The sequence below is a fragment of the Acidipropionibacterium timonense genome (assembly GCF_900605005.1).
Taxonomy (GTDB): Bacteria; Actinomycetota; Actinomycetes; order Propionibacteriales; family Propionibacteriaceae; genus Cutibacterium; species Cutibacterium timonense.
In genome coordinates, this window is the sequence record NZ_LR027558.1 from 1,431,338 (window position 1) to 1,458,298 (window position 26,961).

The 26,961-nt window shown below is 69.5% G+C and carries 24 protein-coding genes and 3 tRNA genes; 9 read left to right on the forward strand and 18 right to left on the reverse strand.

All coding sequences use genetic code 11. The annotated features are described in order from the left end of the window. Positions 1–51 precede the first annotated feature (51 nt). Positions 52–216 (forward strand): hypothetical protein, encoded by a 165-nt coding sequence (locus E0E30_RS13290; protein WP_167853910.1) that lies wholly within the window; start codon positions 52–54, stop codon positions 214–216. Between the two features lie 482 nt (positions 217–698). On the opposite strand, the gene E0E30_RS06695 is transcribed toward E0E30_RS13290, so the two are convergent. The 4 genes from E0E30_RS06695 to prfB form a co-directional block, all read right to left on the reverse strand. Beyond that, on the reverse strand, positions 699–2,144 hold the full coding sequence (locus tag E0E30_RS06695) for a M23 family metallopeptidase (protein ID WP_130865639.1): 1,446 nt from the start codon (positions 2,142–2,144) through the stop codon (positions 699–701). Between the two features lie 25 nt (positions 2,145–2,169). Continuing rightward, complete coding sequence (gene ftsX / locus E0E30_RS06700) at positions 2,170–3,072, reverse strand: permease-like cell division protein FtsX (RefSeq protein ID WP_210115792.1); 903 nt, start codon at positions 3,070–3,072, stop codon at positions 2,170–2,172. An 80-nt stretch (positions 3,073–3,152) separates the two neighbouring features. Next, positions 3,153–3,839: a cell division ATP-binding protein FtsE gene (gene ftsE, locus E0E30_RS06705; protein ID WP_130865640.1), complete on the reverse strand. Its 687-nt coding sequence runs from the start codon at positions 3,837–3,839 to the stop codon at positions 3,153–3,155. Between the two features lie 176 nt (positions 3,840–4,015). Further along, positions 4,016–5,125, reverse strand: a complete 1,110-nt coding sequence (gene prfB / locus E0E30_RS06710; RefSeq protein WP_130865641.1) for a peptide chain release factor 2 — start codon at positions 5,123–5,125, stop codon at positions 4,016–4,018. Between the two features lie 27 nt (positions 5,126–5,152). Here prfB and E0E30_RS06715 point away from each other — a divergent pair. Together E0E30_RS06715 and E0E30_RS06720 are read left to right on the forward strand one after the other, a co-directional pair. After that, a tRNA-Val gene (locus tag E0E30_RS06715) sits at positions 5,153–5,226 on the forward strand. Positions 5,227–5,342: 116 nt separating this feature from the next. Then, entirely contained in the window at positions 5,343–5,990 is a 648-nt protein-coding gene (locus E0E30_RS06720) for a DUF805 domain-containing protein (RefSeq protein WP_130865642.1), read from the forward strand. Positions 5,991–6,178: 188 nt separating this feature from the next. Here the strand turns inward: E0E30_RS06720 and E0E30_RS06725 are convergent, their stop codons facing one another. Continuing rightward, positions 6,179–8,506, reverse strand: coding sequence for an FtsK/SpoIIIE family DNA translocase (locus tag E0E30_RS06725; protein WP_130865643.1), 2,328 nt, complete (start codon positions 8,504–8,506; stop codon positions 6,179–6,181). A 281-nt stretch (positions 8,507–8,787) separates the two neighbouring features. Then, on the reverse strand, positions 8,788–9,753 hold the full coding sequence (locus E0E30_RS06735; RefSeq protein ID WP_130865644.1) for a thiamine-phosphate kinase: 966 nt from the start codon (positions 9,751–9,753) through the stop codon (positions 8,788–8,790). A gap of 23 nt (positions 9,754–9,776) precedes the next feature. On the opposite strand from E0E30_RS06735, the gene E0E30_RS06740 reads away from it, so the two are divergent. Beyond that, complete coding sequence (locus tag E0E30_RS06740) at positions 9,777–10,256, forward strand: DUF3515 domain-containing protein (RefSeq protein WP_130865645.1); 480 nt, start codon at positions 9,777–9,779, stop codon at positions 10,254–10,256. A 57-nt stretch (positions 10,257–10,313) separates the two neighbouring features. Here E0E30_RS06740 and E0E30_RS06745 read toward each other — a convergent pair whose 3' ends face one another. From E0E30_RS06745 to leuC, 4 genes are all read right to left on the reverse strand, one after another. Next, entirely contained in the window at positions 10,314–11,420 is a 1,107-nt protein-coding gene (locus E0E30_RS06745; protein WP_130865646.1) for a D-alanine--D-alanine ligase family protein, read from the reverse strand. 44 nt (positions 11,421–11,464) lie between these two features. After that, positions 11,465–12,157, reverse strand: coding sequence for a lysophospholipid acyltransferase family protein (locus tag E0E30_RS06750; RefSeq protein ID WP_210115872.1), 693 nt, complete (start codon positions 12,155–12,157; stop codon positions 11,465–11,467). A gap of 104 nt (positions 12,158–12,261) precedes the next feature. Next, the gene (gene leuD, locus E0E30_RS06755; protein WP_130865648.1) at positions 12,262–12,852 is read right to left on the reverse strand and encodes a 3-isopropylmalate dehydratase small subunit; all 591 of its coding nucleotides are present in this window, start codon (positions 12,850–12,852) and stop codon (positions 12,262–12,264) included. Between the two features lies 1 nt (position 12,853). Then, complete coding sequence (leuC, locus tag E0E30_RS06760) at positions 12,854–14,284, reverse strand: 3-isopropylmalate dehydratase large subunit (protein ID WP_130865649.1); 1,431 nt, start codon at positions 14,282–14,284, stop codon at positions 12,854–12,856. A gap of 135 nt (positions 14,285–14,419) precedes the next feature. On the opposite strand from leuC, the gene E0E30_RS06765 reads away from it, so the two are divergent. Beyond that, positions 14,420–15,142: an IclR family transcriptional regulator gene (locus tag E0E30_RS06765; protein WP_130865650.1), complete on the forward strand. Its 723-nt coding sequence runs from the start codon at positions 14,420–14,422 to the stop codon at positions 15,140–15,142. A 122-nt stretch (positions 15,143–15,264) separates the two neighbouring features. Here the strand turns inward: E0E30_RS06765 and E0E30_RS06770 are convergent. The 4 genes from E0E30_RS06770 to E0E30_RS06785 all read right to left on the reverse strand — a co-directional run bounded on the left by E0E30_RS06770 (position 15,265) and on the right by E0E30_RS06785 (position 17,349). Continuing rightward, a tRNA-Glu gene (locus tag E0E30_RS06770) sits at positions 15,265–15,340 on the reverse strand. Positions 15,341–15,418: 78 nt separating this feature from the next. After that, positions 15,419–15,493 (reverse strand) — tRNA-Gln (locus tag E0E30_RS06775). Positions 15,494–15,541: 48 nt separating this feature from the next. After that, on the reverse strand, positions 15,542–16,546 hold the full coding sequence (locus E0E30_RS06780) for a CPBP family intramembrane glutamic endopeptidase (protein WP_130865651.1): 1,005 nt from the start codon (positions 16,544–16,546) through the stop codon (positions 15,542–15,544). A 2-nt stretch (positions 16,547–16,548) separates the two neighbouring features. Beyond that, complete coding sequence (locus E0E30_RS06785; RefSeq protein ID WP_130865652.1) at positions 16,549–17,349, reverse strand: fumarylacetoacetate hydrolase family protein; 801 nt, start codon at positions 17,347–17,349, stop codon at positions 16,549–16,551. Between the two features lie 127 nt (positions 17,350–17,476). Here E0E30_RS06785 and E0E30_RS06790 point away from each other — a divergent pair, with 127 nt between their 5' ends. Both E0E30_RS06790 and E0E30_RS06795 read left to right on the forward strand, forming a co-directional pair. Beyond that, positions 17,477–18,751 (forward strand): thymidine phosphorylase, encoded by a 1,275-nt coding sequence (locus E0E30_RS06790; protein ID WP_130865653.1) that lies wholly within the window; start codon positions 17,477–17,479, stop codon positions 18,749–18,751. Positions 18,752–18,782: 31 nt separating this feature from the next. Beyond that, positions 18,783–20,273, forward strand: a complete 1,491-nt coding sequence (locus E0E30_RS06795) for a metallophosphoesterase (RefSeq protein ID WP_130865654.1) — start codon at positions 18,783–18,785, stop codon at positions 20,271–20,273. Positions 20,274–20,291: 18 nt separating this feature from the next. On the opposite strand, the gene E0E30_RS06800 is transcribed toward E0E30_RS06795, so the two are convergent. Next, positions 20,292–21,383, reverse strand: a complete 1,092-nt coding sequence (locus tag E0E30_RS06800) for a branched-chain amino acid aminotransferase (RefSeq protein ID WP_130865655.1) — start codon at positions 21,381–21,383, stop codon at positions 20,292–20,294. A 90-nt stretch (positions 21,384–21,473) separates the two neighbouring features. Between E0E30_RS06800 and E0E30_RS06805 the strand changes: the two genes are divergently transcribed. Further along, positions 21,474–22,541, forward strand: a complete 1,068-nt coding sequence (locus E0E30_RS06805; RefSeq protein WP_130865656.1) for a 3-isopropylmalate dehydrogenase — start codon at positions 21,474–21,476, stop codon at positions 22,539–22,541. 83 nt (positions 22,542–22,624) lie between these two features. Beyond that, on the forward strand, positions 22,625–23,191 hold the full coding sequence (locus E0E30_RS06810) for an O-methyltransferase (protein WP_130865657.1): 567 nt from the start codon (positions 22,625–22,627) through the stop codon (positions 23,189–23,191). A gap of 170 nt (positions 23,192–23,361) precedes the next feature. Here the strand turns inward: E0E30_RS06810 and ilvC are convergent, their stop codons facing one another. Genes ilvC through E0E30_RS06825 form a run of 3 tightly spaced genes read right to left on the reverse strand, consistent with a single transcriptional unit; the run spans position 23,362 to position 26,793 of the window. Beyond that, complete coding sequence (ilvC, locus tag E0E30_RS06815) at positions 23,362–24,390, reverse strand: ketol-acid reductoisomerase (protein WP_130865658.1); 1,029 nt, start codon at positions 24,388–24,390, stop codon at positions 23,362–23,364. Positions 24,391–24,426: 36 nt separating this feature from the next. Next, positions 24,427–24,942 (reverse strand): acetolactate synthase small subunit, encoded by a 516-nt coding sequence (ilvN, locus tag E0E30_RS06820; protein ID WP_130865659.1) that lies wholly within the window; start codon positions 24,940–24,942, stop codon positions 24,427–24,429. A 3-nt stretch (positions 24,943–24,945) separates the two neighbouring features. Then, positions 24,946–26,793, reverse strand: a complete 1,848-nt coding sequence (locus tag E0E30_RS06825) for an acetolactate synthase large subunit (RefSeq protein ID WP_210115793.1) — start codon at positions 26,791–26,793, stop codon at positions 24,946–24,948. Between the last annotated feature and the right edge of the window lie 168 nt (positions 26,794–26,961).

Genomic DNA, 26,961 nt, shown 5'->3' on the forward strand with positions numbered 1-26,961 from the left:
CAATGTCGGGAGTCGTCGGTGCAGCCAGGGCAGGGGTGTCATAGTTTCCTCATGGACGACGACACTGCGTGCCTGGCCGCCGACTGCGCGGCTCGACTCAAGCCCGGCACCTGGGAGGCAGTCGAGGCCCTCGGCCTGCTGGCCATGGCCACCGGGGACCCCGCACACCTCGCTTCTGCCCGCCGGATTGCGTCAACCCTCCGACCGGGCTCCTGACCAACGGTACGCGCCCTGGCCCTCCTGGCGATCGCCGAGGGTGGTCCGGGCGGTCGCCTCGGCGTCGACAGGGTCCTGTGACACAGCCTGTAGCAGGCGCCGCAACGGTCCCCATGGTCCAATGGGCGTCGTCGAGGAGTCCCTGCAGCAGGCTCGACAGGGCGGGCTGGTGGTGGGTCGTCATGCGGACCGTCAGGTGGTTCTTCGCGGAATTCGATCCCACGATGACCTCCAGCCCTCACCGGCCTGGGCCAGATCACCACGGCAATTGCCACCACACCGAGGGACTCAACTCATCGCGGTCAGGTCCCTTGTTGTGGTGTCACGTGGTTGCCGAGCGGGTGCTGTCCATCGGCGGCCATGGGGCTGCACCCATGACACAGCCCTCGGACAGGCATGTCTGGGACATACCGACAGCGACCTGCACACCCCGGTCGGCTCACACCCGCGAGCGGATCAGCCGCCCCGAACCGCCAGACCCCTCAGAACCACCGGGCCATGGGATCGCCCTTGACACCGTCGGTCCACTCCATGAGGTGCAGGTGACAGCCCGTCGACCAACCAGTCGTCCCGACGTACCCGATGACCTGGCCACGACTCACGTGATCGCCGACACTCACCGTGTAGCTGATGGCGTGGTTGTAACCGGTCGTCACGTAGTGCCCGTCGACCAGTCCGTGATCGATCATGAGGCGGTTGCCGTAGGCGTCGTTCCAGTACTTCTCGACGACGGTACCGGCCCGCGGGGCTCGGATCGGCGTGCCGCACGAGGCCCCGAAATCGGTGCCGTCGTGGAGCTTCCACACGTGGAGCACCGGATGGAACCTCATGCCGTACGGCGAGGTGATGGGGGCATCGACCGGGTAGTCGAAGAAGCTCGACGCCGTGTAGGTGCTCGTCGAACTGCTCGATCGGCTCGACCGGCTCGTCGTGCTCGAGGACCCCGAGTCCGAGCTGCTCGACGAGGAGCTCGCCGCCCGACGCGCCGCTGCGGCCTTCGCGGCAGCGGCACGGGCTGCCGCCTCCCGCGCCGCCTTCTCGGCGGCGGCCTTCTTCGCCGCGGCGATCCGCGCCCGGATCCGGGCGTCGAGGTCGTCCTCCTGGGCCTGGAGCTTCTGCTGCTTGGCCTTCTCGGCGGCGACCTTGGCGTCCGCATCCTTCTTGGCGGCGGTGTTGGCGGCCACGGCCGCCGACACGGCGTCCTGGGCCTGCTGGGCCTTGGTCTGGGCGGTCCGAGTCTGCGCCAGGTGCTCCTCGGCGTCCTTCTTCTCGGCGGCGATCCTCTCCTCGGTGGCCTGCACGCGATCACGGGCCGCCTGGAGGGCCGCCTCACGCTTCTGCAGTTGATCGAGGGCATGCTGCCCACCGGCCAGCAGGGCGTCGGACCACTGGATGCGCGCGTTCACGTCGCCGGTGTTGAGGTTGGTGAGGAAGGCGGCCACGCCCATCATCGGCGTCTGTTGCTGCACTGTACGGCTGACGATGACCGAGAGCGTCTTGTGTTCGCGCGCGAGGGCGGCCTCGTTGTCCTTGACGTCCTGGCGGGCCTTGGCGAGCGCCTCCTGGGAGCGGGCCAGCTCGGCGGCCTTCGCGGCGTCGGCCTTCTGTGCAGCGGTCACCGCCGCCTGCGCCTGGCTGAGCGCGGCCCGGGCGGCGTCGAGCTTCCTGCGAGAGGCCTCGAGCGCTGCCGCGGCCTTCTGGACGTCGGCGCTGTATCCCTCAAGATCGCTCTGGGACTGGGCGATCTGCTTGCTGACGCGGTTCTTGGCGTCGGTGAGATCGTCGGCGGAGGCATGGGGCACGGCCACCGACGTCCCGACGGCCAGAACGGCCAACGCGGTGCCGAGCAGGGCGAGCCGGCGCCGGGCGCGGGGTTGATGGTGGACGTGGCGGGCGGCCGTGGCGGCTGGGGGAAGCACCCGACTCATGGAACCTTCTCTCGGGACGCGGCTCTCAGACCTTGAGATACCTCTTGGTGGCCACATAGGCCGGTAGCAGGGACAGGACGACGGCGACCACGAGCACCCACGCGATGGCGATCCACGTCTGGTGCCATCCGATCCACACGATCGTCGTGATCGAGGTGGCGGCGTGCTTCATGACGATGCCGTAGGCACCGGCCGCGATGGTGCCCGCCGCGAGGACGGCACCGATGAGACCGGCGATGAGCGACTCGAGCAGGAACGGGGTGAGGATGTACGCGTTCGAGGCTCCCACGAGCCTCATGATGCCCAGTTCACGGCGTCTGGAGAAAGCCGCCATGCGGATGGTGTTGCCAATTTGCAACGCGGCCGCCACGAGAAGCAGCGCCGACATGCCCACCGTGCCCCACTTGAGGGCGTTGAGCCACAGGAACAGCGGGTCGAGGGCGGTGTGCAGATCGACGACCGCCTGCACCCCCGGCAGACCCTGCGCCTGGGAGACGACCCCCTGGTACTGCTCGGGATTCTTGAGCTTGACCCGGAAGGAGTCCTGGATGGTTTCCTCGGTGAGGACGTCCTTGACCGGGGAGTCCTTGTAGATGCGCTGGTACTCGGTGTACGCGTCGTGCTTGGACTCGTAGTAGACGGTCTGCACCTGCGGGTTGGCCTCGAGGGTCTTGCGGATGGAGTCCTTCTGGGCCTGGGTGGCCGCCTGACCGTCGACGCACTGGCCACCGGGCACGTCCTTGACGCACAGGAAGACCGAGACCTCGATCTTGTCGTACCACTTGCCCTTGATGAGGTCGACCTGCTGGGTGGCCAGGAGCGCTGCCCCGAACAGGGACAGCGAGACCCACATCGTCACGATGACGGCGACCGTCATGGTGGCATTGCGGCGCAGCCCGGACCAGGTCTCTCGCAAGGTGTGGCGCATGGATGAACGTTCCTGTCAGTGGTGGGGTCGGAAGGTGTGGAGCAGTCGGTCGAGGTCGGTCGGCGGGATGGGGGATGGGCTCAGGCGGTGCCGTAGACGCCCTCGGACTGGTCACGGACGACCTGCCCGGCGTCGAGTTCGATGACCCTCCGGCGCATCTGGTCGACGATGGTCGAGTCGTGGGTGGCCATGATGACCGTCGCCCCGGTGCGGTTGATGCGGTCGAGGAGCTTCATGATGCCCACGCTCGTCACCGGGTCGAGGTTGCCGGTCGGCTCGTCGGCGATGAGGATCTTCGGCCGGTTGACGAAGGCCCGCGCGACGGCCACGCGCTGCTGCTCGCCACCCGACAGCTCGTCGGGCATCCGCTTCTCCTTGCCGGTGAGACCGACGAGTTCGAGGGTCTCGGGGACGACCTTCCTGATCTCCTTGGTCGGTCGTCCGATGACCTGGAGGGCGAAGGCGACGTTCTCGTAGACCGTCTTGCCCGGCAGCAACCGGAAGTCCTGGAAGACGGTACCGATCTGACGTCGCAGGGCCGGCACCTTCCACGGACGCAGGGTCGACAGGTCCTTGCCGGCGACGTACAGCGTCCCGCGGGTGGGCCGGTACTCGCGCAGGATGAGTCGGATGAAGGTCGACTTGCCCGACCCGGACTGGCCGACGAGGAAGACGAACTCGCCCTTGTCGATGTCGACGTTGACACCCTTGAGCGCGGGCCGGGACTGCCCGTCGTAGATCTTGGTGACGTTGTCGAAGGTGATCAACGATCCATCCTTAGCCTCGGCGAGGGTACTGCGACCGCCGGGAGGCCGGTCGAGGACATGAGTCTGAGAAATTCTCAGACCGCGCGCTTGAGTCTAGGCGAGATCACGCCGGGAGCAAGCATCGACGCGCCAGAGCGGGCCGCAGCCACGGTACCGGCGGGCAGGTCGATCCTCGCTCAGCTGGCGTCCTCGGTACTGCGACGCCACCGGATGCCGGCGTCGATGAAGTCGTCGATGTCCCCGTCGAAGACGGCGTCGGTGTTGCCGACCTCGTGGTTGGTGCGCAGGTCCTTGACCATCTGGTACGGGTGCAGCACGTAGGAGCGCATCTGGGCTCCCCACGAGTTGCCCTCGGACTTGAGCGAGTTCATCTCGGCCTCCTGCTCCTGACGGGCCTTCTCGAGGAGCTTGGCCTGGAGGACGCGCATGGCAGCGGCCTTGTTCTGGATCTGGGAGCGCTCGTCCTGACAGGTGACGACGATGCCCGTGGGCAGGTGGGTGAGCCGCACGGCCGAGTCGGTGGTGTTGACGCCCTGACCGCCGGGGCCCGAGGAGTGGAAGACGTCGACGCGCAGGTCCGACTCGGGGATGTCGACATGGTCGGCCTCCTCGACGACGGGCAGCACCTCGATGCCGGTGAAGGACGTCTGGCGGCGCCCCTGGTTGTCGAAGGGGCTGATCCGCACGAGTCGGTGCGTCCCCTGCTCGACCGACAGGGTGCCGTAGGCGTAGGGGGCGTGGAGGATGAAGGTGGCCGACTTGATGCCGGCCTCCTCGGCGTAGGAGGTGTCGAGCATCTCGACCTTGTAGTCGTGGCGCTCCGCCCAGCGCAGGTACATGCGCAGGAGCATCTCGGCGAAGTCGGCCGCGTCGACCCCGCCGGCCTCCGAACGAATGGTGACGACGGCCTCGCGTTCGTCGTACTTGCCCGACAGGAGGGTGCGCACCTCGAGGGCGTCGATGTCGGACCGCAACCGGCCGATCTCGGCCTGGGCCTCCGCCTCGGAGTCGGCGTCGTCCCCGTCGGCGGCGAACTCGAGCAGGACGCGGACGTCGTCCAACCGAGACCGCAACTGCCCCAGACGCTCGAGTTCGGCCTGGAGCGCCGACAACCGGGAGGTCACCTTCTGGGCGTTCTCCTGGTCGTCCCACAGATCAGGAGCAGCGACCTGCTCCTCGAGTGCGGCGATCTCCTTCTTCTTGGAGTCGGGGTCGACGACGGCCTCGATGGACTCGAGGGAGTGGTCGAGTTCGTCGACGGTCTGCTGCAGATCTACCAGTGCCACGATGGGCTACTCTACCGTGAGCCGTGGGGGCGCATAGCTCAGTCGGTCAGAGCGCCTGCCTTACACGCTGGAGGTCGCCGGTTCGAGCCCGGCTGCGCCCACCCACCCGGCGAGGTCCAGACAATTGGGGAACGTCACGCTTCCGGAAATCTCTCCGGACGACCCCCTCAGCCCCTAGTATTCATGGGTCACGTATCCCGAAGCGATAAGGAAGCCAATGTCGAACGATCAGTGGGGTCCCTACAACCCCGAGAACTCCGGCCAGCAGGGCCAGCCCCAGCATGGCGAGAACGCCGACCCGTCCCTGTACGGCCAGCCGACCCAACCCCAGCAGGGAGCCGCCTACGGTCAACCCGACCCCTATGCCGGCACCCAGAACCCCTACGCCGCCCAGGGCTACCCGTCGGATCCCTACGCCGCCCCGGCCTACGGTGATCCCTACGCCCAGCAGGGTGCCGGACGGCCCCGGCCGCACGTGTCCTTCGGTCAGGCCATCGTCCTCTTCTTCAAGAACTACGTCGTCTTCCACGGTCGGGCCTCGCGCTCCGAGTACTGGTGGGTGGCGCTCTTCTCGATCCTCGTGTCGATCGTCCTCAATGCCATCGACTCGCTCTCCGGGGGCTCGTTCACCGACCACAGCACCATCTACGACATCCTCAACACGGTGTGGGGTCTGGGCACCCTGCTGCCGAGCATCGGCATCGCCGTCCGGCGCATGCACGACACCAACCGCTCCGGCTGGTGGTTGCTCATCAACCTCATTCCCCTCGTCGGCACCATCATCTTCATCGTCTTCGCCGCCCAGCCCTCGAACCCCGAGGCCTGGCGTCGCTACGACGACGGCAAGCTGCCCGTCGAGCAGTGATCCACGGTCTGCGCGGGTCGGATCCGCGCAGACGGCAACCGGGGCCGGTCACCAGGTGGTGACCGGCCCCGGTTCGCGTCCGGAGGCCGTCCTCGAATGGCGGACGTCGTGTCGTCGTGCTCCGGATTCGTCGAGACCACCCCCGAACGACCTGGCCCCTCCCCGGCCTGGCCTCCCGGAACGCTGCCTCAGGCCTCCGCCTGGAGGTTGGCCAGGACGTCGTCGAGGTCATCGGGACGCACGAGGACGTCACGCGGCTTGGAGCCCTCGGAGGGCCCGACGACGTTACGGGTCTCGAGGATGTCCATGAGGCGTCCGGCCTTGGCGAAGCCGACGCGCAACTTGCGCTGGAGCATCGAGGTCGACCCGAGCTGCAGTTCGACGACGAGCTTGGCGGCCTCGAGGACGAGTTCCATGTCGTCACCGATGTCCTCGGCGACCTTCTTCTCGGCGCTCGGGGCGGCGACATCGGGCCGGTAGTGGGCCTCCATCTGCGAGGTGACGTGGGCGACGACGTCATGGATCTCGGCGTCGGAGACCCACGATCCCTGGACACGGATGGGCTTGGACGCCCCCATGGGTAGGAAGAGCCCGTCACCCTGCCCGACGAGCTTCTCGGCCCCGGGCTGGTCGAGGATGACCCGGGAATCGGTCATCGAGGAGGTGGCGAACGCCAACCGGGACGGCACATTGGCCTTGATGAGACCGGTGACGACGTCGGTCGACGGCCGCTGGGTGGCCAAGACGAGGTGGATGCCGGCGGCGCGGGCGAGCTGGGTGATCCGCACGATGGAGTCCTCGACGTCACGCGGGGCCACGAGCATGAGGTCGGCCAACTCGTCGACGACGACGAGAAGGTACGGATACGGCGCCAGGACTCGCTCCGAGCCCTCGGGAACCTTGACCTCTCCGGCGCGGACCGCCTTGTTGAAGTCCTTGACGTGGCGGAACCCGAAGGCCGCCAGGTCGTCGTAGCGCTGGTCCATCTCGCGCACGACCCACTGGAGGGCTTCGGCGGCCTTCTTCGCGCTCGTGATGATCGGTGTCACCAGATGCGGGATGCCCTCGTACTGGTTGAGTTCGACCCGCTTGGGGTCGACGAGCATCATCCTCACCTCGTCGGGGGTGGCGCGCATCATGACCGAGGTGATGAGCGAGTTGACGAAGCTCGACTTGCCCGACCCGGTGGCACCGGCCACGAGCAGGTGCGGCATCTTCGCGACGTTGGCGATGACGAAGCCGCCCTCGACGTCCTTGCCCAGACCGACGACCAGCGGGTTGTGGTCGTTGCGGGCCTTGCTCGAGCGCAGGACGTCGCCGAGGGAGACGATCTCCTTGTCGGTGTTGGGGATCTCGATGCCGATGGCCGACTTGCCCGGGATGGGCGAGAGGATGCGCACGTCCGGCGAGGCCACGGCGTAGGCGATGTTGCGGCTCAGGGCGGTGACCTTCTCCACCTTGACGGCCGAGCCCAGCTCGACCTCGTAGCGGGTCACCGTCGGGCCGCGGGAATAGCCGGTGACGGCGGCGTCGATCCCGAACTCCTCGAAGACCCCGCTGAGCTTGGCCACGACGGCGTCCGAGGCCTCGGTACGGGCCTTGGGCACCGACCCGGGCTTGAGCAGGTCGGCCGCGGGCAGGGTGTAGGCGATGTCCCCGGACAGCTGGAGCTGCTCGACCCGGGCCGGGATGGGCTCGTGCTCGGGGGCCTGGAGGTCGGCCGGTTCGTGCACCTGGAATCCCTGGGGCAGGCCGGCGGTGGTGCGCTTCGAGTCGGCCTCCGGTGACGGTTCCTCATCGACGATCTCGGCGTCGAGGATGGCGTCGAGCGAGGAGTTCGTCTCCTCGTCACTGTGCCGCCGACCGGTACGGTTCCGTCCCTTCGTGGGCCCCTCCTCGGTCGAGACGGAGTTGCGCGACGTGACGTCGGTGACCAGCGGGGTCTCGTAGGCCTGGCGCGACTCGATCTGTGCCGGCTCGGACCGGCGGGTCTGCTGCTCGTACTCGCGCAACCTCGCCAAGGCACCCATGAGGGGGCGTCCCCCGATGAGGACGATGCCGACGACCGTGATGACGACGAGGAGCGGAAGGGCGACCCACTTGGTGAGCAGATCGGCCAGGAAGCTCGACGAGATGAACCCCAGCATGCCACCGGCCGCCCGCAGGGCGACCGGCGCGTCAGGTCGGGGAAGGCCGTGGGCGATGTTGACGATGCCCTGCAGGCCCAGGAGGAACGCCGTCCATCCGACGAGCTGTCGTCCGCCCGTCCCGTTGTGGTCGGGGTGTCGATAGGTACGCCAGGCCATCGCCAGGCCGAAGAGCGGCAGGGCGTACGACAGAGCCCCGAAGATCGTGGCGACGCCGACGCGCCCCCCCCCGCCGATGGGGCCGGGGAACTGGAACCAGAAGGCCGCGGCGACGACGACCGAACTCAGCAGCAGGCCGGTGGCGGCACCGTCGTGACGGTCGCGGGGGTCGGCCAGACTGGTGCCGATGTGACGGACGACACGCCCCATCGCCGTGGCCAGGCCACCCCAGGTGGCCGACAGGGCGCGGGCGACGGGGTTCTCCCGGCTGGGTGCGGTCGGGGGCGTCGACCTCCTGCTCCGTGAGCTGGTCGACGTCTTCTTCCTGCTTCCCTGCGCGCCGGAACCCGACTTGCCACGGGTCCGCGCGGGGGAAGACGCACGGGTCGCCATGGAGCCGAGGGTATCAAGGAGCTGTGACGTCCCTCGTCAGGCGCGCGGAGGCGACCCCGGGGCCCTGCCCGGACGCCGCACCTGCGACATCGACCGTCTCAGCCGGCGAAGTGGGTCCATCCGCCCTTGTGGTCCCACGCCTTCCCGTCGACGAGGACGACGGGGTCGGCGCACACCGACGGATCGAGAACCGTCCCGATGACCTGCCAGCCCTCAGGGACGTCACCGGGGGCGAAGGTCGCGGCCAGGGCGTGGTCCTCTCCGCCGGTGAGCACCCACTCCATGGGGTTCTGACCGGTCGCCATGCCCACGGTGCGCAGGGGTTCGGGCACCTCGAGGGTCGTCGTGTCGACGTCGATGGCGAACCCGGAGGCCTGCGCGATGTGGCCGAGGTCGGCGACGAGCCCGTCGGAGACGTCGATCATGGCGTGGGCGCCGGCCCGGGCCGCCACCCGACCCTGGCCGTAGGGCGGTTCGGGGCACCGCTGTGCCTCGACGACGGCCCGCGGCGAACGGAACCCGCGGCCCAGCACGACGAGCCCGGCCGCCGCCCAACCCAGACGTCCGCGGATGGCCACGACGTCACCGGGAACGGCCCCGTCGCGGCGTACCGGCGCCAACCCGGCCGTCTGGCCCATGACGGTGACGTCGATCCCGATGACCGGTCCGGCCGTCGTGTCCCCGCCGATGATGCTCACCCCGGTACGCTCGGCCTCCTGCCTCATGCCGGCCATGAACTCCCGCGCCCACGAGGCCGGAAGGGTGCCCGGGGCGCTGAAGCCCAGGACGATCGTCAGCGGTTGGGCCCCCATGGCCTCGAGGTCGGCGACGTTGACGGCGACCGCCTTGCGGCCGACGTCGTGCGCACTCGACCAGTCGCGCCGGAAGTGCACCCCCTCGACGAGGACGTCGGTGGACACGACGAGCGACCCGTCGACGAGGAAGACGGCGCCGTCGTCCCCGGGGCCCACGGACACCTCGGCGCGCATGGGCAGATCGGAGACGAGGGAGTCGATGAGCGGGAACTCGCCCACCTGTGCGATGGTCGGGCCGGTGTTCGTCATGAGGGTCACGCTAGCGTGAGGCCATGACCTCCGGCCGCCGACCCCGCCGACCTGCACCGACCGCGCACCCGTGGTGTGCCGTCGGCCTGGCCCTGTCGATCCTCGCCGGCTGCTCCTCGAGCGACCAGCCGATCGTCGATCCCTCCCCCAGCGGCTCGGTCGCCAGCGCGTGCCAGGCCGTCATGGCGGCTCTCCCGTCGACGGTCGACGGTGCGGCCCGCGCCTGGACCGGGCACGACGCCGCGTCCTGGGGGACGCCGTCGATCACCCTGCGCTGCGGCGTCGCCAAGCCCGCCGGGCTGGGCCCGACGTCCCAGTGCAATGAGATCAACGGCGTCGGCTGGTTCGCCGAACAGCAGCGCGACGGGTGGCGTTTCACGACCATCGGACGCACCGGGTACGTCGAGGTGACGGTGCCCGGTCACTACACGCCGGCCGCCGACGCCCTGGTCGACCTCACGACGGCCGTGCGAGCCATGCCGCAGGTCAAGGCCTGCCAGTAGCGGACGCACCCGCTGTCCCGGGCCGGGCGGACGCACCCACCACCTCAGGCGCACCCACTACCTCAGTCCGAGCGGACGCTCGAGGGCCAGGTCGAGCAGTTCCGAGACGATCTGCGGGTAGCTCATCCCGCTGGCCTGCCACATGAGCGGGAACCCGGAGCTCTTGGTGAACCCCGGCATGGTGTTCGGCTCGTTGACGACAACCGTGCCGTCCGGCAGGACGAAGGTGTCGATGCGCGCCAGACCCTCGCAGCCCAGGGCGCGGAAGGCGTCGATGGCGACCTGCTGCACACGATCACGGGTCGCCTCGTCGAGCTCGGCCGGCACCTGGACCGTCGCCAGGGAATCACCGGTGAGGTACTTCGCGTCGAAGTCGTAGAAGCCGTCAGGGTCGTGGACGATGATCTCGCCGGGCAGCGAGGCGCGCGGGGTGGCGCCGTCATGGCCGTCGAGGACCGAGCACTCGACCTCGCGGCCGACGATGCCCTCCTCGACGACGACCTTGGGGTCGTACCGGCGAGCCTCGTCGACGGCGTCGACGAGGTCCTCGGGGCGACGCACCTTGGAGATGCCCACCGAGGACCCTCCGCGGGACGGCTTGACGAAGAGCGGGTACGACAGGGTCTCGATCCGCTCGAGGCACCCGGCGCGATCGTCGTCCCACTCGTGCGGGCGGACGACGACGTAGGGCCCGACCGGGATGCCGGCCTCGTCGAGGACCACCTTCGTGAGGTGCTTGTCCATGCAGTTGGCCGAGGCCGCGACGCCACACCCGACGTAGCGCACCCCGTTCATCTCGAAGAGCCCCTGGATCGTCCCGTCCTCACCGAACGGCCCGTGCAGGAGCGGGAAGACGACGTCGATGCGCACCGGATCCTGACCGGCCTCGGCGGCGACGATGTGGCAGGCGTCGTCGAACCGCTGCAGGCCGACCGTCGGGTGACCCTCGGTCGTCACCTCTGGAAGTCCCTCGGCGGCACGCAGGGCGAGGATCTGCTCCGGGCTCCAGCTCGTCCACACCCCGTCCCTGGTGATCCCGATGCCGACGACGTCGAACCGGTCGGCGTCGACGGCCGCGACGACGTTCGCCGCCGTGAGACACGAGATGGGATGCTCCGAGCTCATTCCGCCGAAGACGACGGCGACCGAGGTCTTGCCTGCCATGGGGTTCCTTCCAGGAGTGGTCGACTCCCCACACTACCGAGGAGTCAGGACTGGACCTTGGGGACGCGCTCGCCGGTCCTCAGGTCGTAGCGACTGTCGGGTGCCGGCTCCCCTCGAAGCTGCGCCACGAGCTCGTCGATGGCCGACATCATCCGTTCCGTGGCTGCCCGGACGGCCTCGTGGTCGTCCTGGCGGCCCCAGAGGTCGTCGAGGACGATGGGCGCACCGGCCCGCAGGTGCATGGTGTGGCGCGGAACGACGTGCGGGAAGGTCATCTCCTTGTATCCCATGACCTCCTGCGGCCCCCACTGCCCCACCGGCACGACGGGCACCCGTGTCTCGAGAGCCAGCCTCGCCGCCCCGGTGTGCGCCACCATGGGCCAGTGGAGCGGGTCCCCGGTGATGGTGCCCTCCGGGTACATGACGACGGTGCGGCCCGCTGCGAGCTGGTCGCGGGCCGCCCCGAGCACCTGGCGCGGGTCGGGATGACGCCGGTCAACCGGGATCTGGTCCGACTGCGTCGCCACCCAGCCGACGAAGGGGACCTCGAAGAGCTCCTTCTTCGCCAGCCAGTGCGGAAAACGGCCGTTGAAGGCGAGGAAGGATCCGAGGACCACCGGGTCGTAGTTCGAGACATGGTTGCCGACGACGAGCAGCGGCCCGCTCGCCGGCAGGTGCTCGGCGCCGTCGAAGTCGAGGGTGGTCACCGCCTGGGCAGCCGCTGACAGGACGACCACCGCCGCTTTGAAGATGGGCCGCGGCCGGTCGGCCGGATTGGTCAGCTTGACCCTGCGGAACACGGTGGACCTCCTGGCTGCGCGAACCGGGCCACTGTAGCCGATCAGGTCGTCACGGGCTTGAAGGCCGGTCGGGCCGCCTCGTAGGAGTCGATCTCGTCCCGGTGACGCAGGGTGAGCGAGATGTCGTCGAGCCCCTCGAGCAGGCGCTGCCGGGTGAAGTCGTCCACCTCGAAGGGGTACGACGTGCCGTCGGGAGTCGTCACGGTGCGGTCGACGAGGCTCACCGACAGCGTCGTGCCGGGTTCCTGCTCGAGCAGCGCCCAGAGCGCCTCGATGACGTCCTGGTCGACCCGGGCGACGAGGAGACCCGCCTTGCCGGCGTTGTTGCGGAAGATGTCGCCGAATCGCGAGCCGATGACGACCCGGAACCCGTAGTTCTGGAGGGCCCAGACGGCGTGCTCACGGGAGGACCCGGTGCCGAAGTCGGGGCCGGTGACGAGGACCGAACCCGACCGGTAGGGATCCTGGTTGAGGATGAACTCGGGATCCTTGCGCCAGGCCGCGAAGAGACCGTCCTCGAACCCCGAGCGGGTGATCCGCTTGAGGTAGACGGCGGGAATGATCTGGTCGGTGTCGACGTTGCTGCGGCGCAGCGGGACGGCGATTCCGGTGTGCGTGGTGAAGATGTCCATCTCAGGCCTCTTGGACAGCAGTGCTCATCGGGGCGAGGTCGGCCGGTGCGGCCAGGGTGCCGACGACCGCCGTCGCCGCGGCCACCGCCGGGGACACGAGGTGCGTGCGACCGCCCTTGCCCTGCCTGCCCTCGAAATTGCGGTTCGAGGTCGACGCCGAGCGCTCCCCCGGCGCGAGCTGGTCGGGATTCATGCCCAGGCACATCGAACAGCCTGCACCGCGCCATTCGGCGCCGGCGTCGAGGAAGACCCGGTCGAGGCCCTCGTCCATGGCCTGTTGACGCACCTGGACCGATCCGGGGACGACGAGCATCCGGGTACCCTCGGCCACCTTGCGCCCCCGGATGACCGACGCCGCCAGGCGCAGGTCCTCGATGCGTCCGTTCGTGCACGAGCCGAGGAAGACCGTGTCGATGTGGATGTCGCGCATCGGCGTGCCGGGCGTCAGATCCATGTAGCTCAGGGCGCGCTCGGCCGAGCTGCGGGCCACCTCGTCCGCGACCTGCTCGGGGGCGGGCACGACGTCACCGAGCGGTACTCCCTGCCCGGGGTTCGTGCCCCAGGTGACGAAGGGGGTGAGGGTGGACGCGTCGATGTGGATCTCCTTGTCGAAGACGGCGTCGTCGTCGGTGCGCAGGGTGCGCCACCAGGCGACGGCGTCCTCCCACTGTTGGCCGCTCGGCGCGTGCGGACGACCCTGGACGTAGGCGAAGGTCGTCTCGTCCGGGGCGATCATGCCCGCCTTGGCGCCCCACTCGATCGACATGTTGCAGATCGTCATGCGACCCTCCATCGACATCTCCTCGATGGCGCGGCCACGGTACTCGACCATGTACCCCTGCCCACCCCCGGTGCCCGTGCGGGCGATGAGGGCCAGGACGAGGTCCTTGGGGGTGACGCCGTCCGGCAGTTGCCCGTCGACCGTGACGGCCATGGTGCGCGGTCGGGCCTGTGGCAGGGTCTGGGTGGCCAGGACGTGCTCGACCTCGGAGGTGCCGATGCCGAAGGCCAGGGCGCCGAAGGCGCCGTGGGTGGAGGTGTGGGAGTCGCCGCACACGACGGTCATGCCGGGCTGGGTGAGGCCGAGCTGGGGGCCGATGATGTGGACGATGCCCTGGTCGGCGTCGCCCAGGGAGTGGAGCGGGACCCCGAACTCGGCGGCATTGTGCCGCAGGGCCTCGACCTGGGCCCGGGAGACGGGATCGGCGATGGGCCGGTCGAGATCGGTGGTGGGAATGTTGTGGTCCTCGGTGGCCAGCGTGAGGTCGGGGCGACGTACCCGGCGTCCGGCCAGACGCAGTCCGTCGAAGGCCTGCGGGCTCGTCACCTCGTGGACGAGGTGCAGGTCGATGTAGAGCAGGTCGGGCTCACCCCCTTGGCCACGATGCACGACGTGGGCGTCCCACAGCTTCTCGCTGAGCGTGCGACCCATCTCCACTCCTCTCGATCCGGATCCCCTGGCCCGGATCCCCGGGCCACCGCACCGGACCGTCGTGGGCAGGGCCCGACCCGGTGCCACGTGAAGTATGGACTGGCCGGCCGCGCAATGAGACGCTAATCTTGACATATGGACGAATCCAGCAGCGGCGTCGGAGTGCTCGACAAGGCCGCCCTCGTACTGTCCGCCCTCGAGACCGGCCCCACGAGCCTGGCCGGACTCGTCCAGGCGACCGGCCTGGCGCGTCCCACGGCGCACCGCCTGGCGCGGGCCCTCGAACACCACCGCTTCGTCGGACGCGACCTCCAGGGACGCTTCATCCTCGGGCCGCGACTGTCGGAACTGGCGGCAGCGGCCGGCGAGGACCGTCTCCTGGCCGCCTCCGGACCCATTCTCGCCCGGCTGCGCGACATCACCGGGGAATCGGCCCAGCTCTACCGACGCCAGGGGGACAGCCGGGTGTGCGTGGCCGCGGCGGAGCGTCCCACCGGACTGCGCGACACCATCCCGGTGGGCAGCCTGCTGTCCATGGACGCCGGCTCGGCCGCCCAGGTGCTGCTCGCCTGGGAGGACCACGACAAGGTGCGCCGCGGGTTGTCCCACTCGGCCTTCTCGGCCATCACCCTGGGGGCGGTGCGCAAGCGTGGCTGGGCCCAGTCCGTCGGGGAGCGGGAGCACGGCGTCGCCTCGGTGTCGGCCCCGGTGCGCTCCCCCTCGGGCAAGATCATCGCCGCCGTGTCGGTGTCCGGGCCCATCGAACGCCTCACCCGTCAGCCCGGTCGGATCCACGCCCCGGCCGTCATGGCCGCAGGGGAACGTCTGTCGGAGGTGCTGCGCCGTTCGGCCGACTGAACGACAGCGCCGTGCGGCGGTGACCCGGTCCGTCGCACCTCGTCCCGGAATGGGCCCACGCCGACGACGATCATGGACCATACGGAAAAGGCCCGGACCATGAGGTCCGGGCCTTCACCATCTGGTAGCCCCGGGCGGATTCGAACCGCCGTTTCAGCCTTGAGAGGGCCGCGTGCTGGGCCGCTGCACTACGGGGCCAGAGGTGTTTTCAATTGTCGGGCCGTGGAAGCCTAGCAATGATCTCACCAGACTGCCACCTCGGCGAATTCTCACCGATGGCTGGGGTACTAGGACTCGAACCTAGACTAACTGAACCAGAATCAGTCGGGCTGCCAATTACCCTATACCCCACCGTCATCACCGCCGGATCCCCGGCTGGCGCAACGACGTTGAACACTATCAAGCCGATGACCCCTTCGGCAAATCGACCGGTTTCCCCGGTGTCGTGCGCGCCAGGTTCATCCCCGCACCGATCCACATGGCCGCCGCCGCGATCGTCGCGAACCCGACGACGTCCCACACGGCGTCCTGCCAGGCCATCGTCGTGATGCCCCGTGCCCGGGCCGCCCCGCCCTGGAAGACGGAGTAGCCGAAGGCGAAGAGGTTGTTGACGACGTGGGCCCCGATGCCGGCCTCCAGCCCCCCGGTGACGATGACGAGCGATCCGGCGATGACACCGAAGGCGAACCTGTCGAGGAACAGCCACAGGCTCTGGGTGCCGTGTGCCAGGGCGAAGACGAGCGCCGAAACGATGACGGCGACCCATCGCCCCGCCCCCATCGACCCCAGCGCGTTCATGAGGTACCCGCGGAAGAAGACCTCCTCGGCGGCCGCCTGCAGCGGAGAGGTGAGGACGATGGCCAGGATCCACACCCACCAGTCCCGGGGCGTCGTGAAGTGCCAGGCGGCGTCCCCCTTGACGAGAACCTGGGTGAGGTTGATGACGACAGCCGCGACGACCGCGACGATGAGGCCATAGCGCCACCTCATGCCCGGCTGGACCGACCACACCCACCGGGCGCGACGATGGTGCACCCACCGCGCCAGGGCCAGGACGACGACGATGAGGCAGGCCAGGCCCAGATGCGTCGCCACGAGACCGTCGACGGTCTCGAAGCGCGTCGCACGAGCCGTGTGCTCGGCGAGGGTGCCCGGCATCCCGGTGACGAGCCACCCGACGACGATGAGCAGCTGCACGACGACCGGCACGAGGAGGGCCCAACCGAGCATGGCCCCGGCCAGGCCCAACAGGCCGCGCACCACCCCGTCGGGAGAACTGGCCAGGACATGGGCGTAGTCGACCCCCGGCTGGGGCTCGAGGTACTCACCGGGCGCCGGACGTCGTCCGGCCGGCGTGGTCCGGGACCCCGGACGACGCCCGGAAGGGGTGCCTCCAGCAGTCATCGTCAGGCCTCGACGACGGTGTTGGCGAGGGTGCCAATGCCCTCGATCTCCACCTCGACACGCTGGCCGGGCTCGATGGTGCCGACCCCGGCCGGGGTCCCGGTGAGCAGGACGTCACCGGGCAGCAGGGTCATGAAGCTCGACACGTACGACACGAGGTCGGCGATGGGCCGGATCATGAGGGCGGTGCGACCGTCCTGGCGCAGCTCGCCGTCGACCCGGGTGCGGATACCCAGGTCGGAGGCCTCGGCCAGGGAGAAGTGCGTCACCATCCATGGCCCGAGTGGACAGAAGGTGTCGGACCCCTTGGCGCGGGTCCAGTGACCATCGCTGTTCTGCAGGTCGCGGGCGGTGACGTCGTTGGCGACGGTGAACCCGAAGACGACCTCCTGGACGCGATCGGCCGGTACGTCCTTGCAGATCCGCCCGATGACGACGGCGAGCTCCCCCTCGTGGTGCAGTTCGTGGCACGCGGTCGGTCGGACGATGGCCTCGTCGGGCCCGATGACCGAGGTGTTCGGCTTGAGGAAGAGCAGCGGTTCGGCGGGCACCTCGTTGCCGAGCTCGGCGGCGTGGGCGGCATAGTTGCGCCCCACCCCGACGACCTTCGACCGCGGGATGACCGGGGACAGCAGACGCACCTGGTCCAGGTCGACGCGGGCACCGGTGTACTGCACCGGTCCGGCCACGGGGTCGCCGCTGATCTGGGCGATGGTGTCGGGATGGTCTCCACCGTCGGCGGCCAGCTCGACGATGCCGAAGCAGGGGTCCTGGTCGACGGGGGCGTAACGGGCGATGCGCATGCGACCACAGTAGTGGTCGGCACCGCCGGTCCAGCGATGAGTCGACCGACCGCCGTCGACCCGATGGGCAGGGCGGATGGAGGTCGTCGCGCGGCTGGCGACAGTCGGCTGCTGACATACTGACGCCATGACACAGTTCGACGTCGTCGACCTCATCCGCTCCAAGCGTGACGGGGCGCGCCTCTCCCCTGCCCAGATCGACTGGCTCATCGACGCCTACACGCACGGCCGGGTGGCCGACGAACAGATGTCTGCGATGGCCATGGCGGTCTTCTTCCGTGGCATGGACGACGACGAGCTGTCCCGGTGGACCGGCGCCATGATCGCCTCCGGCGAGCGGATGGACTTCTCGACGTTGAGCCGGCCCACCGTCGACAAGCACTCCACCGGCGGTGTCGGCGACAAGATCACGCTGCCACTGGCTCCCCTCGTCGCCGCCTGTGGGGCCGCGGTCCCGCAGCTGTCGGGGCGCGGACTGGGACACACCGGAGGGACCCTCGACAAGATGGAGGCCATCGCCGGCTGGAGGGCCGACCTCACCCACGACGAGATGCTCACCCAGCTCGAGGAGGTCGGCGCCGTCATCTGCGCGGCCGGTCCCGGGCTGGCCCCGGCCGACAAGAAGCTCTACGCCCTGCGCGACGTCACCGGCACGGTCGAATCGATCCCGCTCATCGCCAGCTCGATCATGAGCAAGAAGATCGCCGAGGGCACCGGGGCCCTCGTCCTCGACGTCAAGACCGGGTCGGGGGCCTTCATGAAGTCCCTCGACGACTCCCGCGAGCTGGCGCGCCGTCTCGTCGCCCTCGGCACGGCCGCCGGGGTCGCGACGACGGCTCTCATCACGCGGATGGACGTCCCTCTCGGCTACGCCTGCGGCAACGGCATCGAGATCGCCGAGGCCCTCGAGGTGTTGGCCGGACGCGGACCGGCCGACGTCGTCGAGCTCACCGTCGCCCTGGCCACGCAGATGGTCCGGGCCGCAGGGCTCGACGCCGACCCGGCCCAGGTCCTCGCCTCCGGACAGGCCATGGAGGTGTGGCGTCGCATGGTGGCCGCCCAGGGTGGCGACCCCGACGCCAAGCTCCCGGTGGCCCGGCACGGGCAGGACGTCATGGCCCCTCGCGGCGGCATCGTCACCGGGATCGACGCCATGTCGGTCGGCATCGCCGCCTGGCGACTGGGGGCCGGCCGGGCGCGCAAGGAGGATCCGGTGCAGGCCGGGGCCGGCGTCATGCTGCGTGTCCGCCCCGGTGACGAGGTCATCGCCGGGCAACCGCTGGCGACCCTGCTCACCGACACCCCCGAGGCCATCGACCGGGCCCGGGAGGCCCTGGACGGAGCGTTCACCATCGGTGAGGAGTTCACGGCCTCACCGCTCGTCGTCGGGACGATCGGCTGAGCCGACCGGATCCCGGACACGGAGGACAGACATGAGTGCCCAGCCCCTCGCCGGTGCGTTCCTCTCGGACCCCCTCCTCCTGCGCCCCCGAGCCGGCGGGGTCGACGTCGTCTGGTTCACCTCCACGCCCGGCCGGAACCACACGGTCGTCCTGGCCGATGGGCGCACCGTCCCCGCCGACACCCTCACCCTGACGCGGATGGACGAGCCGGTGTTCCGCCACGTCGGGCACGTCGACGGCATCGCCGGCCGGATCGGGTACCACGTCGTCTCGGACGGGCAGGCCTCCGGGCGGTTCAGCTTGGCCCCCGCCCCCGAGCCCGGCTCCCCGGTGCGTCTGCTCCTCACGAGCGACCACCAGGCCAAACCCAACACTGCGGCCAACATCGAGCTGGCGGTGGCCACCGTCGGGCCGCTGGACGGCGTCGTCATGCCGGGCGACCTCGTCAACGACCCGGACAGGGCGTCGGACTGGTTCGGTCCGAGTGCCGGGTCCGTCGAGAATCGCGCCTTCCTACCGGTCGTCCAGGGCCGCGCGCGGGCCCTCGACACAGGCGGTCACCGGCGTCACGGGGCGGCGCTCGTCCAGTCGACGCCGTTGCTGCCGGCGATCGGCAACCACGAGGTCGCCGGCCGGTACGGGCCCTCGTCGTGTTCGACGACGTCCTACCGGCAGGTGACCGGGATGCCGCCGTGGTACGCCCTCACCGTGGGCGACGTCCACCTCATCACGCTCTTCTGCGCCCGGATGTGGCGTGGGATCGAGGCCGATCCCGACCCGGCCACCAGGACGGCGTCGAGCAGGTACCAGGAGGCGCGCTCGGTGCTGGACACCCCGGAACTCCAGGGCGGTGGATGCTTCCTCCACGAGCCCATCGGCCCGGGATCGGCCCAGTGGGACTGGCTGGTGGCCGAACTCGACTCGCCGCAGCGCCGGGCGGCCAGGTACACCGTCGTCCAGCTGCACGAGGGGCCACACGGCCTGGGCGAGAACCTCACTCCCCCGTTCCGCGACCCGCGCCGCATCGAGGAGCGCGAGGACGGCCGGCTCGTCGGGGTGCGCTACGAGTACGACGCCGGCCGCAACCCCCTGCTCGACGACCTGGCCCCGCTGCTCGAGGACGCCGGGGTGCAGCTCGTCGTCAACGGACACTCACATCTGTGGAACCGGTTCGTCGGGCGCAACGGCCGCACGCACTGGGTCGAGGGATCGAACACCGGCAACACGTACGGGGCGTACACGCGCGACAACGGGCAGCGCCGACACGTCCCGCCGGCCCCATGGCGCTCCGAGCTGTACCCCGCCCGGGACGACCCGGACGGCCTCGAACCTCAGGTGCCGAACGTCGCCCCGCTGCTCGACGACGCCGGCCGCCCACTGCCCTATGTCGCCAGCAACGACCACGTCGTCTTCCAGGTCCTCGACTCGGGCACCGGCGACCTCACGAGTTGGATCGCCGACGTGCGCGACGAACACCCCGTCGCGCACGTCCTCGACCGGGTCAGCCTCACGGCGCAGTGACCCGACCGCGGCCCGGCCTCAGCAGACCTGCTGCATCCAGCCGCGGGTGTCCTCGACCCGGCCGTACTGGAGGTCGAGCAGACGCTCACGGATCCGCAGGGTCGTCTCGCCGGTCTGCTCGTGCACCTCGAGGGTGCCGTCCTCGTCGACGAGGGAGCCGATCGGGGTGACGACGGCCGCCGTCCCACAGGCGAAGACCTCCGGGAACTGCCCGGACCGGATGCCGTCGTACAGCTCGGTGATCGACAGCCTGCGCTCGACCGGCGTCAGACCCAGGTCGGGGGCGACCGCGAGGATCGACTTGCGGGTGATGCCCGGCAGGATCGTCCCGCTGAGCTCAGGGGTGATGAGCTCGCCGTCCTTGCTCACGACCATGATGTTCATGCCACCGAGCTCCTCCACCCAGGTGCGCTCCGCGGCGTCGACGAAGAGGACCTGCGAGCATCCCTTGGCGTAGGCCTCGACCTGCGCCTTGAGGGAGGCGGCGTAGTTGCCGCCGCACTTGGCCGCACCGGTTCCTCCGGGGGCGGTCCGCGAGTTGTGCCGCTCCACCCAGATGCGCACCGGCTTGATACCGCCGGCGAAGTAGGCGCCGACCGGGGAGGCGATGACGGTGTAGCGCACCCGCTTGGCCGGGGCGACGCCGAGGAAGTCCTCGTCGGCGATCATGAAGGGACGCAGGTACAGCGACTTCTCGCCGGCCTCCCCGGGATCGGGCACCCACCTCGAGTCGACGTCGACGAGCTGGCGCACCGAGGTGACGAAGTCCTCGACGGGCAGTTGCGGCAGGGCGAGCCGATCGGCCGAGGAGGCCAACCGCTTGCCGTTCTCGTCGGGACGGAAGAGCCACACCGAGCCGTCGGCGTGGCGGTAGGCCTTGAGGCCCTCGAAGATCTCCTGGGCGTAGTGGAGGACGGCACCTCCGGGGTTGACCGGGATGGGGCCGTAGTCGACGACCCGGTCGTCGGCCCAGCCGCCCTGCTGGGTCCACTCGGCCACGGCCATGTGGTCGCTGAAGACCTCTCCGAACCTGGGATCGGCGTGCTCGGCGGCGATCCGCTCGTCCGAGGACCAGTGGGGGGTTCCTGACGGTGCGAAGCTCAGACTCATGGGGGTCACGCTACACCGGTCGAACCACCGTGATCCCACCGATCGGACGGTTCATGTCACATCGTGGAACCGGTCGGTAACCTTGCCGGCATGACGAACGAGGCACCCCATCTGGCAGTCATCGGCGGCGACGGCATCGGCCCGGAGGTCACCGCCGAGGCCCTCAAGGTGCTGGCCGCCACCATCGGCGCCGATGGCTTCACGACGACGGACTTCGCCCTGGGGGCCGAGCACTGGAAGGCCACCGGGGAGGTGCTCCCCGACGAGACCCTCGAGCGGATCACGGCCTGCGATGCCATCGTCCTGGGGGCCGTCGGGGCCGCTCCCGGGTCCACCGAGGTGCCGTCGGGGCTGTTGGAGCGCGGGCTCCTGCTCAAGTTGAGGTTCGCCCTCGACCAGGGCGTCAACCTGCGTCCTTCGGTGTGGTACCCGGGCACCCCGACCCCCTTGTCCGATCGAGTGACCTCGGCCGGGCCCATCGACTTCGTCGTCGTCCGGGAGGGCACCGAGGGCCTCTACTGCGGCAACGGCGGGGCGATCCGTGTCGGGACGCCGCAGGAGATAGCCACCGAGGTGAGCATGAACACCGCCTTCGGGGTCGAGCGGGTGGTGCGCGACGCCTTCGCCCGGGCCCGGGCCCGACGCGGCCACCTCACCCTCGTCCACAAGCACAACGTCCTCGTCAACGCCGGGTCGCTGTGGCGTCGGGTGGTCGAGGAGGTCGGGGCGCAGTTCCCCGACGTCGAGCACGACTACCTCCACGTCGACGCGGTCACCATCGCCCTGGTCAAGGAACCGCAGCGGTTCGACGTCATCGTCACCGACAACCTCTTCGGCGACATCATCACCGACCTCGCGGGGGCGGTCACCGGCGGCATCGGTCTGGCCCCCAGCGCGAACATCAACACGAGCGGGCAGTTCCCCTCGATGTTCGAGCCGGTGCACGGCTCGGCCCCCGACATCGCCGGCACCGGACGAGCCGACCCGACGGCGGCCATCTCGTCGATGGCGCTGCTGCTCGACCACCTCGGCCGCACCGACGACGCCCAGCGCATCCGCGACGCAGTCGCGGCCGACGTCGCCGGACGCCCGGACGCGGCTCCCCGGTCCACGACGCAGATCGGGGACGCCATCGCGGCCCGGGTCGGGGCGGCCTGAGGCCCGGGCCCCCGGCCTGCCCGGACTGCGTCGGATCCGGCGAACAGCCGGGGTCAACGGCTCCGGGATGGAAGAATCACCCCATGCTGCCACTTCCCGAGACCCCCGAGATCGTCACCCGGGCCCTGCACAACGCCCTCGAGATGGGCTACTTCACGACGACCCGCAACGAGACCGGCAGATTCCTCGCCACCATGGCCGGGTCGGTCCGCGGGCCCATCGGTGAGTGCGAGACCGGTTGCGGGGCCGGGGCGGCGTGGTTGCGGCTGGGAGCGCGGGCGCGCACCCGGGTCCACACCTACGAGTTCGACCACGAGCGGGTCGAGCGGGCACGGCAGATCCTCGACGGTCTCGACATCGACATCATCGAGGGAGACTGGGACGACCTCATGGGGGTCGGCCCGTTCGGGCTGCTCTCGGTGCCCATCCGTGTGGCGCAGGCCAAGTCCGTCGAGCAGATCGTCCGGGCGGTGCACCGTGGCGGGATCATCGTCATCGACGACATGCCCCCCAGCCACGGCTTCCCGCCGCGGGACATCAACGGGGTGGTCGACCACACCCGATTGGCGTGGCTGTCGAATCCCAAGGTCAACTGCACCGAGATCCAGCTCGCCAGCGACATGGCGGCGATCGTCGCCTGCCGGCTCTGAGGCCCTGCCGGGAGGTCGACGGCGCGGTAGTGCGGTAGCGGGTGGATTTCCGACCTGGGGAGCCCACAACGGGTGGTTTCACGTCCTGAACACCCGCTCGACGTCGAAAGTCCACCCGCGGGCATGGATTCGGGGCCCCGATGCGCTCATCGGGGCCCCGAACTCCTGTGTCAGCGGGCCGCCGTGCCCTCGGTGTAGTCGGCGTCCTTGGCCTCGAGCCAGGAGAACATCTTGCGCAGCTCCTTGCCGGTCGCCTCGATGGGGTGCTTGGCCTCGGCCTCGCGCATGGCCTTGAACTCCGGCGCACCGGCATCCTGGTCGGCGATGAAGCGGCGGGCGAAGGCACCGGACTGGATGTCGTCGAGCACCGCCTTCATGTTGTCCTTGACGTGCTGGTCGACGACCCGCGGCCCGGACACGTAGTCGCCGTACTCGGCGGTGTCGGAGATGGACCAGCGCTGCTTCGAGATACCTCCCTCGATGATGAGGTCGACGATCATCTTCATCTCGTGGCACACCTCGAAGTACGCCATCTCGGGCTGGTACCCGGCGTTCGTGAGGGTCTCGAAGCCGGCCTGGATGAGGTGCGACAGCCCGCCGCACAGCACGGCCTGCTCACCGAAGAGATCGGTCTCGGTCTCCTCCCGGAAGGTCGTCTCGATGGCCCCGGCACGAAGGCCGCCGAGGGCCTTGGCGTAGGACTTGGTGAGGTCCCAGGCCCGGCCGGAGGCGTCCTGCTCGACACACACGAGCACCGGCACGCCCCGGCCGTCGGCGTACTCGCGCCGGACGATGTGGCCCGGGCCCTTGGGGGCCACCATGCACACGTCGACCCCGGCGGGAGCCTTGATGTAGCCGAAGTGGACGTTGAAGCCGTGGGCGAAGAAGAGCGCGTCGCCATCCTTGACATGCGGGGCGATCTGCTCGGCATAGAGCTGACGCTGGTTCTGGTCGGGGGCCAGGACCATGATGACGTCGGCCTCCTCGCAGGCCTCCTCGATGCCCAGGACACGCAGCCCCTCGGCCTCGGCCTTGGCGATCGACGAGGACCCCTCGCGCAGTCCGACCCGCACGTCGACGCCGGAGTCGCGCAGGTTGAGCGCGTGGGCGTGACCCTGCGAGCCGTAGCCGATGATGGCGACCTGCCGGTCCTGGATGATCGACAGGTCGGCGTCGTCGTCGTAGTACATCGTGGCCATTGATCTGTTCTCCTTCTTGACGGGAATCGTGGGGCCTCAGCGCGGACGCCGGGACGGGGTGGATGAGAGGGCTGCGGCGCCCCGGTTGAGGGCGACCTGACCGGACTGGACGAGTTCGATGATGCCGAAGGGCTCGAGCATGCTCACGAGTGCCTCCAGCTTGTCACGTCCGCCGGTGACCTCGACGGTGACCGACTCCAGTGAGACATCGACCGCCTTGCCGCGGAACAGTCCGACGGTGTCGAGGATCTTCGAGCGGTTCTCGACGTCGGAGCGCACCTTGATGAGGAGCAGCTCGCGGGCGACCGCATTGGGTTCGAGCTCGACGATCTTGTGCACCTCGATGAGCTTGTTGAGCTGCTTGACGATCTGCTCGAGGGCCGGGTCGGAGTCGACGGTGAGGCCGATCGTCATCCGCGACTCGTCGGGATCGTCGGTGGGAGAGACGGTGAGCGACTCGATGTTGTAGCCGCGTCGGGCGAACAGTCCCGACACCCGGGTGAGGACGCCGGGCCGGTTCGTCACGAGGACCGAGAGGATGTGGTTGCTCATGTCTCATGCCTCCTGCGCCGCCGCGGCGGCCTCGGACGTGTCGGCGGGCCCGGGCCTGCCGGAGGGGTCGGAACCGTCGGCGGGGTTCGCCGCCGGGACGTCGTCGCCGGAGGGACCCCAGTCGGGGGCCATGTCCTTCGCGATCCGGATGTCGTCGTTGCTCGCGCCGGCCGCGACCATGGGCCAGACCATGGCGTCACGCTGGACGACGAACTCGACGACGACGGGCCGGTCCTCGATGGCGTTGGCCCTGGCGATGACGTCGTCCACCTCGTCGGGGTCGGTGACGCGGAAGGCCGCGCACCCGAGGGCCTCGGCGAGCTTGACGAAGTCGGGGCACCGGTCCGAGTGCAGGGTGGTGTGGGAGTACCGCTCGTCGAAGAAGAGGTTCTGCCACTGCCGCACCATGCCCAGGACGCCGTTGTTGATGACGGCGATCTTCACCGGGATGTCGTTGAGGGCGCAGGTGACGAGCTCCTGGTTCGTCATCTGGAAGCAGCCGTCGCCGTCGATCCCCCAGACCATCGACTCGGGACGGCCCACCTTGGCTCCCATGGCGGCCGGCACGCAGTAGCCCATCGTCCCGGCGCCACCGGAGGTGAGCCAGTTGCGGGCCTTCTCGTGCGGCAGGAAGTGGGCGGCCCACATCTGGTGCTGGCCGACGCCGGTGACGAAGACGGCGTCGTCCGGGGCCAGGGCGCCGATCCGCTCGATGACCCACTGGGGCGACAGCCCCTCCTGGGAGGACGGGTCGTAGGTCGGCGCATAGGTGTGCTTCATGTGGGTGAGCAGCCGGACCCAGGGGCCCAGGTCGCGCAGCTCCTTGCCCTCGAGGGCTTCCCGGAGCCGGGCCAGGGTCTGCCTGGCATCACCGACGATGGGCACGTCGACAGCCCTGTTCTTGCCGATCTCCGCGGGGTCGACGTCGGCGTGGATGACCTTGGCACCGGGGGCGAAGGAGTCGAGATCGCCGGTGACCCGGTCGTCGAACCGGGTGCCGACGGCGATGAGGAGGTCGGCCCGCTGGAGGGCCCCGACGGCGGCGACGGCCCCGTGCATCCCGGGCATTCCCATGGCCAGGGGATGGGACTCGGGGAAGACGCCGCGGGCCATGAGGGTGGTGACGACCGGGATGCCGGTCTGCTCGACGAGGGCCGCCAGCTCCGCGGCGGCGTCGGCCTTGACGACGCCTCCACCGACGTAGAGCACCGGTCGGTGCGACCTGCCGATGAGGGTGGCCGCCTCCTTGATCTGGCGGGCGTGTGGCTTGGTCGTCGGCTTGTACCCGGGCAGGTCGTACTGCTTGGGCCAGACGAACGGGGCGACCTCGTTCTGGGCGTTCTTGGCGATGTCGACGAGGACCGGTCCGGGACGGCCGGTGGAGGCGATGTGGAACGCCTCGGCGATGGCCAGCGGGATCTCGGCGGCCCGCTTGATGAGGAAGTTGTGCTTGGTGATCGGCATGGTGATGCCGCGGATGTCGGCCTCCTGGAACCCGTCGGTGCCGATCATCGAGGCCCCCACCTGACCGGTGATGGCGACCAACGGGACCGAGTCGAGGTAGGCGTCGTAGATCGGGGTGACGAGGTTCGTCGCCCCCGGGCCCGAGGTGGCCATGCACACACCCACCTTGCCGGTGGCGACGGCATAGCCCTCGGCGGCATGGCCGGCGCCCTGCTCGTGCCGCACGAGGATGTGACGAACCTTCCGGGAGTCCATGAGGGGGTCGTAGGTCGGCATGATGGCTCCGCCGGGCAGCCCGAAGACAACCTCGACGCCGAGCTTCTCGAGACTCGCAATGATCATCTGCGCGCCGGTCATCATTCTGGGTTGTCGCGGATTGTCGGCCATCCCTGCTCCTGTTCCGTGTCGTCTCTCGTTCGTCATTGCCATGAGTTGCCGCCTTCTCCGGCCACCACGAGGTGGTGACCTGAAGCGCTGCTCGAGCGGTCCGGCGTCCTGATCCCGTACAAAGAAAAACCCCCGTTGCCTGAGGCATACGAGGGAGCGTCCTGACGA

Excerpts from the sequence above, each read along its gene's own strand:
- E0E30_RS13290 (WP_167853910.1), top strand. The coding sequence starts at position 52 with ATGGACGACGACACTGCGTGCCTGGCCGCCGACTGCGCGGCTCGACTC.
- E0E30_RS06695 (WP_130865639.1), bottom strand. The coding sequence starts at position 2,144 with ATGAGTCGGGTGCTTCCCCCAGCCGCCACGGCCGCCCGCCACGTCCAC.
- ftsX (WP_210115792.1), bottom strand. The coding sequence starts at position 3,072 with ATGCGCCACACCTTGCGAGAGACCTGGTCCGGGCTGCGCCGCAATGCC.
- E0E30_RS06720 (WP_130865642.1), top strand. The coding sequence starts at position 5,343 with ATGTCGAACGATCAGTGGGGTCCCTACAACCCCGAGAACTCCGGCCAG.
- E0E30_RS06725 (WP_130865643.1), bottom strand. The coding sequence starts at position 8,506 with ATGGGGCGTGTCGTCCGTCACATCGGCACCAGTCTGGCCGACCCCCGC.
- E0E30_RS06735 (WP_130865644.1), bottom strand. The coding sequence starts at position 9,753 with ATGACGAACACCGGCCCGACCATCGCACAGGTGGGCGAGTTCCCGCTC.
- E0E30_RS06740 (WP_130865645.1), top strand. The coding sequence starts at position 9,777 with ATGACCTCCGGCCGCCGACCCCGCCGACCTGCACCGACCGCGCACCCG.
- E0E30_RS06745 (WP_130865646.1), bottom strand. The coding sequence starts at position 11,420 with ATGGCAGGCAAGACCTCGGTCGCCGTCGTCTTCGGCGGAATGAGCTCG.
- leuD (WP_130865648.1), bottom strand. The coding sequence starts at position 12,852 with ATGGACATCTTCACCACGCACACCGGAATCGCCGTCCCGCTGCGCCGC.
- leuC (WP_130865649.1), bottom strand. The coding sequence starts at position 14,284 with ATGGGTCGCACGCTCAGCGAGAAGCTGTGGGACGCCCACGTCGTGCAT.
- E0E30_RS06765 (WP_130865650.1), top strand. The coding sequence starts at position 14,420 with ATGGACGAATCCAGCAGCGGCGTCGGAGTGCTCGACAAGGCCGCCCTC.
- E0E30_RS06780 (WP_130865651.1), bottom strand. The coding sequence starts at position 16,546 with ATGACTGCTGGAGGCACCCCTTCCGGGCGTCGTCCGGGGTCCCGGACC.
- E0E30_RS06785 (WP_130865652.1), bottom strand. The coding sequence starts at position 17,349 with ATGCGCATCGCCCGTTACGCCCCCGTCGACCAGGACCCCTGCTTCGGC.
- E0E30_RS06790 (WP_130865653.1), top strand. The coding sequence starts at position 17,477 with ATGACACAGTTCGACGTCGTCGACCTCATCCGCTCCAAGCGTGACGGG.
- E0E30_RS06795 (WP_130865654.1), top strand. The coding sequence starts at position 18,783 with ATGAGTGCCCAGCCCCTCGCCGGTGCGTTCCTCTCGGACCCCCTCCTC.
- E0E30_RS06800 (WP_130865655.1), bottom strand. The coding sequence starts at position 21,383 with ATGAGTCTGAGCTTCGCACCGTCAGGAACCCCCCACTGGTCCTCGGAC.
- E0E30_RS06805 (WP_130865656.1), top strand. The coding sequence starts at position 21,474 with ATGACGAACGAGGCACCCCATCTGGCAGTCATCGGCGGCGACGGCATC.
- E0E30_RS06810 (WP_130865657.1), top strand. The coding sequence starts at position 22,625 with ATGCTGCCACTTCCCGAGACCCCCGAGATCGTCACCCGGGCCCTGCAC.
- ilvC (WP_130865658.1), bottom strand. The coding sequence starts at position 24,390 with ATGGCCACGATGTACTACGACGACGACGCCGACCTGTCGATCATCCAG.
- ilvN (WP_130865659.1), bottom strand. The coding sequence starts at position 24,942 with ATGAGCAACCACATCCTCTCGGTCCTCGTGACGAACCGGCCCGGCGTC.
- E0E30_RS06825 (WP_210115793.1), bottom strand. The coding sequence starts at position 26,793 with ATGGCCGACAATCCGCGACAACCCAGAATGATGACCGGCGCGCAGATG.